Origin of the sequence: Syntrophorhabdus sp., assembly GCA_012719415.1 — a bacterium.
Lineage (GTDB): Bacteria > Desulfobacterota > Syntrophorhabdia > Syntrophorhabdales > Syntrophorhabdaceae > Delta-02.
Genome location: JAAYAK010000145.1, coordinates 1 through 5,650 on the forward strand (window position 1 = coordinate 1; position 5,650 = coordinate 5,650).

The window sequence follows — 5,650 nt, forward strand, 5'->3', positions numbered from 1 at the left end:
CAGGTCACAAGTCACAGGTCACAAGTCACAAGTCACAGGTCACAGGTCGGGAGACCGGGACAGGCCTTCGCCGTCCACACCGTTACAAGTACATTCCCGCAAGTATCTGAAACCACTTCCTGGGTATCTCCCGGCAGCCTGCTTCAACGTTCCGTCGTATCAGCCTGGAACCTGGAACCGTCTTCTCGTCCATCGCGGTCCCGCCTTCCCGGCTTCAGCGTCTTCAAAGACCTGAGACCTGAAACCTGAGACCTGAGACAGTTGTTTACCCGCACTCCGCCACGGCCTTGATGATGTCGCCGCGGGTGACGATGCCGACAACCTTGTCATTATCGATGATGGGCACCCTGTTGATGTGCTTTTCCACCATGATCTTGGCCACGAGCACCGCCGACTCCGTGGGCGGTACGGTCACAACATCTGTTGTCATCACGTCGGACACGGCAAGCTCCGCCATGGTCCCTTTCTTGAGCCCCCTGAGGATGTCGCTCTGGCACACGATGCCGACGAGCCTTCCCTTGTCGACGACGGGCATCCCCGCTATGTTGAAGAGCTCCAGCTTGTTGAGTATGATGTTCAGTTTCTCCGTCGGATGACAGGTTACCACGTCCTTGTTCATCAGCTCCACAACCTTCATAATAACCCCCTTTATACTGCCTCTCCGAAGAGGAGTGTTTCCTGTATGAATTTCTGAAAGGTTTCCACGGCCTTCATGGCCCTGCGCAGTCTTTCCTGCTCGTCGGGGCCAAGCATGTCGGGCCGTAGGAAGTTCGAGATCTTGCCCTCGTCGTCACGATAGTTGATCTGGTTTATTATACGATAGCGGACGAAAGTGAAGTAGGCGTCCATGAGGGAGCTCTCCGTTTCCTTCTTGATGATGTTGCGCTGCCTCAGGATCGCGATCCGCTTGAGCGTGTTCCTCTCGTATATCCCGTTCGACAGGGAGAGCATCCGGACGGAGAGGATAAGCGGCGACCAACCGAGAAGCTTGATATTGAACTTGTCCTTGTTCTCCCCTTCCTTCTCGACCTTGAATCCGCCGAAGAAGGTGAGCGCGCTTGGCATCAGGACGGCGGACTGGATAAACTCCTTCATGAAGTGCTTATTGTTGGTGAGCTGGGCGAAGAAGTAGTCCAGAAGCTCCCTGAGGATCGCGTCGTTGCCGTTCACCCGGCGTGCGTCGGTAAGGATGATGACGTCCAGCGGCTCGAAGATCCCCCTGCTGAAGGTGATGCGCTCGTCGATCCTTTTCTTCCAGTCCGTTATGGAGCCCCTCCAGCGATCGTTGACGGGCATGACGCCCCCCTTGCACTTCTCGAACCCGACCTGGTGGAGCCGCTCGGAGGCCTTCTCAGCGAATATCCTGAAGTATCCGTCAAGAAGCGTCTTGGGGTCGAGGTCGCCCGGCGGGGCGGGCGAGGCGCCGTGCGTCATCATTTTCACACAGCGCTTTCTCAGTTCTCCGGAGGCGAAATCGTCACTACGTTCGGCATAAACGAGGAGGTTGTCCTGATCGGTGACCATCGTCTGTTCGTCGCGGCCCTCGCTTCCCAACCCCGCCCAGACGTAATCCGTCGGAGGTTTTCCGAGGTCTTCGTCAAGCATCTCCCTTTCGACGAGCTCCAGGACCCTGATGGCGATCCTGTCCCGGATGATGCGGAACAGGTCGTGGACATCCACGATGGTGTCCTCTTCCAGGAAGAAGTTCTCCACACCGGCAACGGCCCGTTCATGGCATTCCCGGAGGGTTTCGTAGGACGAGGCGTTGTCGATTATCTCTATGACGAGGGCGTTGAGCTCGGTCTCGAAGATCTCATAGTCCTTGAGGACGGTCTGCAGCGCCGTCCCCAGCTCCGAGAGGATACGGTACCGGTCATGGCGGAGCAGGGCCTTGTTCTTCATGTCCTCCCGGTGATCCGCTATGAAGGACTCGATGAGCGAGAAATTCAGGGGCATCAACTACCTCGAAAGGTTTTCCAGGACCCTCCTGCTTTGCATGAGCTTTTCCTTCCTGGCGGAAAGCTCGCTGTACTGCGCCTCGTTGCGGGCTATGACCTCCGCGGGCGCCTTCTGGCGGAACGCCTCGTTGCCCAGCTTCTTCATCAATTTTTCACTATCTTCGGCAATCCTTGCAAGCTCTTTTTCGATCCTCCCCAGCTCTTTCGCGACATCGATGAGGTCCTTGAGCGGCACGAAGACCTCGATATCCTTGAAGACGCCCACCGCCGAATGGTCCGGCGCTTTGCCGTCCGTGAAGGTGAGAGTCTCCACCTTGCCCAGTTCCTTGATGTAGTACTCGTACTCTTTCAGGAACGGTTCGTCGGCTCCCGCCCTGATCACGGTCTCTATGCGGACATTGGGCGCGATCCCCGTTTCGCCGCGAATGTTGCGGATGACGTCGACGATGCCCATGATGGTCTCCATCATCTTTTCGCTCTCGCTGTCTATCTGCGACTCATCGACGGCAGGGAAGGGCGCTATCATGACGCTCGGGGACTCCCTGCCCGGAAGGCGCTGGTAGATCTCCTCCGTGACAAAGGGCATGATGGGATGGAGGAGCTTCAGGATGTCTTCAAGGGTGTTGTGGAGGACGGCCCGCGTGGCGTCTGTGTCGAAACGGTCCACCTTCCCGTAGAGGTTCGGCTTGATGAGCTCCAGGTACCAGTCGCAGTATTCGTGCCAGATGAAGCTGTACAGCACATTTGCGGCTTCATTGAAGCGATACCCGAGGACGCTTTCATGGACGTCGCGGATCACCCTCTGGGTGCGGGAACGGATCCAGCGATCGGGAAGGAAGGAGGAACTGTTCCCGGTATGAGCCGGCTTCTGCTCGCCCATGAAGGTGAGCGACAGCCTGGATGCGTTCCATATCTTGTTGACGAAGTTCCTGCAGCCCTCTATGCGCTCTTCCGACAAAAGGACGTCCCGGCCCTGGGCGGCCAGCATGGTCAGGGTGAAACGGAAGGCGTCCGTCCCGAATTCGTCGATGATGATGAGGGGATCGATGACGTTGCCCTTGGACTTGCTCATCTTTTTGCCCTCGGCATCGCGGACGAGAGCGTGGATGTAAACATCGCGGAAAGGCACGTCACCCATGAACTTGAGGCCCATCATGATCATCCGGGCGACCCAGAAGAAAAGGATGTCGAAGCCGGTTATGAGCAGAGACGTGGGATAGAACGTCCTGAGGTCCTCCGTCTCGTCCGGCCAGCCGAGGGTGCTGAAAGGCCACAATCCCGACGAGAACCAGGTGTCGAGGACATCCGATTCCTGCTTTAAGGCGCCGCCGCATTTCGGGCATGCCGGGGGATCGTCGACGGAGACGATCATCTCGCCGCAGGTTTCGCAGTACCACACCGGTATCCGGTGGCCCCACCAGATCTGGCGTGACACGCACCAGTCCCTGATGTTCTCCATCCATTCGAAGTAGACCTTCTCCCACATCTCCGGAATGATGCGCACGCGGTGCTCCCGCACGGCGGCGATGGCGGGCTCGGCCAGCGGCTTCATCCTGAGGAACCACTGGAGGGAGAGGGCGGGTTCGACGACGGTCTTGCAGCGGTAGCATTTGCCGACGCCCATAAGGTAGGGTTCCGTCTTTTCGAGGTAACCCTTTTCGTCGAGCTCCTCGACGATCCTCCTGCGGCATTCAAAGCGTTCCATACCCTGGTAGTGGAGTGCGTTCTCGTTCATGTCGCCGTTCTCGTCAATGACCTTTATAAGCTCGAGGCCATGCCTTTTCATGATCTCGAAGTCGTTGAGGTCGTGGGCGGGTGTGACCTTGAGCGCGCCCGTGCCGAACTCGACGTCGACGTAACTGTCGCCGATGACGGGGATCTTCTTGTTCACTATGGGGAGAATGACATACTGCCCGACGTACTTCCCGTATCGGGGATCCTCGGGGTTGACGGCGACGGCGGTATCTCCGAGCATCGTCTCGGGTCTCGTTGTGGCGACGGTGAGATAACCTTCGCCCTCTGCGAGCGGGTAGTGGATGTAGTAAAGGTGTCCCTGCGTTTCCTCGTGCTCGGCTTCGAGGTCGGAAAGGGCCGTCTTGCAGCGCGGGCACCAGTTTATGATGTAATTGTCCCGGTAGATCAGACCTTCGTTGTAGAGCCTGACGAAGACCTCGCGGACTGCGCGCGTGAGCCCTTCGTCCATGGTGAAGCGCTCGCGCGACCAGTCGCAGGACGCGCCAAGCCTCTTGAGCTGTTCGATGATGGTCCCGCCTGATTGCTTCTTCCACTGCCAGACCCGTTCCACGAATTTTTCCCTGCCCAGGGCCTCGCGGTTGGTGCTTTCCTTCGCCAGTTCGCGCTCAACAACGTTCTGTGTGGCTATACCGGCGTGGTCGGTCCCGGGAAGCCACAGGGAATTGACGCCGCACATGCGGAAATACCGGGTTACGATGTCCTGCAGTGTGTTGTTGAGGGCGTGGCCCATGTGAAGAGACCCCGTCACGTTGGGAGGGGGGATGACCATGGAAAAATACTCTTTCCCGGAATCGTTCCTGGCCGTGAAATATCCCTTCTCCAGCCAATCGGCGTACCATTTTTTCTCGATGCTGTGGGGGTCGTAAACCTTATCCATCATTGTCAGCTCCCTTTCCCTGAGTACCTATCAAAACGCGCTTGATGGTCGTTGTTCGTTCAAATTCCCGGGTCTTCCTTTCCTACACCGGAATGTTCCATGGCATGGGCAGGAAGATCCTCTCAAAAAGGCTGAAGGCATAACGGTCCGTCATGCCGGCGATGAAGTCGCGGACACAGGCGGCGGGGTCGTCGTGGAAGTCGTCGCGGCCTGTTTCCTTGAGGAACGCGTCGGGGTGCTTGAGGAAGTACCCGTACAGGTCCTCGATGATCTTCGAGCACTTGATGAAGTCCGCGTGAACGACGGGGCTCTCGTAGACCCGGGCATAGAGGAAGTCGCGCATCTCCAGCATCCATGCCTCCAGTTCCTTCCCGCATTCCAGTTCCATCCTGCCGCTCTCCAGCGTGTTCCAGATGACGCCGCGCACCATCGTGTCGATGCGGTCCGACACGTTGTGTCCGAGATGGTCCCGGAGATGCCGCGGGATGTCCTCTTCACCGATGACGTTGCCACGTATGGCGTCATCGATGTCGTGGTTCAGGTAGCCGATGATATCGGCGATGCGGACCACCTCCGCCTCTTTCGTGAGGGGCCTTTCATCATCGTCCCGGATGATTATGTCCCCTTTGCCCTTGGAGTGTTTTACGATCCCGTCCCTGACCTCCATCGTCAGGTTGAGACCCTCGCCGTCCTTCTCGAGGATGTCCACGACCCTGAGGCTCTGCTCGTAGTGTCTGAAGCCCCCGGGGTAAAGCGAATTGAGAACGTCCTCCCCGGAGTGCCCGAACGGTGTATGGCCGAGGTCATGGGCAAGGGCTATGGCCTCGACGAGGTCCTCGTTGAGGCCGAGCGCGCGGCCGATGGTCCGCGCGATCTGCGACACCTCGAGGGTATGCGTCAGCCGCGTCCGGTAGTGGTCTCCCGTGGGCGAAAGGAAGACCTGTGTCTTGTACTTGAGCCGCCGGAAGGACTTGCTGTGGGTTATCCTGTCACGGTCGTGCTGGAAGGCGGGCCTGATGTCGCACTCCGCCTCTTCCCGCACCCTTCCGCGCGTGGCGGC

4 protein-coding genes are annotated in these 5,650 nt (G+C 58.4%); all 4 read right to left on the reverse strand.

The window, feature by feature from the left end:
- Positions 1 to 265: 265 nt before the first annotated feature.
- Positions 266 to 637, reverse strand: a complete 372-nt coding sequence (locus GXX82_09065; protein NLT23184.1) for a CBS domain-containing protein — start codon at positions 635 to 637, stop codon at positions 266 to 268.
- 11 nt (positions 638 to 648) lie between these two features.
- Positions 649 to 1,956, reverse strand: a complete 1,308-nt coding sequence (locus tag GXX82_09070; GenBank protein NLT23185.1) for a hypothetical protein — start codon at positions 1,954 to 1,956, stop codon at positions 649 to 651.
- Positions 1,957 to 1,959: 3 nt separating this feature from the next.
- A complete protein-coding gene (locus GXX82_09075; GenBank protein NLT23186.1) occupies positions 1,960 to 4,593 on the reverse strand; it encodes a valine--tRNA ligase in 2,634 nt (877 codons plus the stop codon).
- 79 nt (positions 4,594 to 4,672) lie between these two features.
- A partial coding sequence (locus tag GXX82_09080) for a deoxyguanosinetriphosphate triphosphohydrolase (protein ID NLT23187.1) occupies positions 4,673 to 5,650 on the reverse strand: 978 nt, incomplete at its 5' end.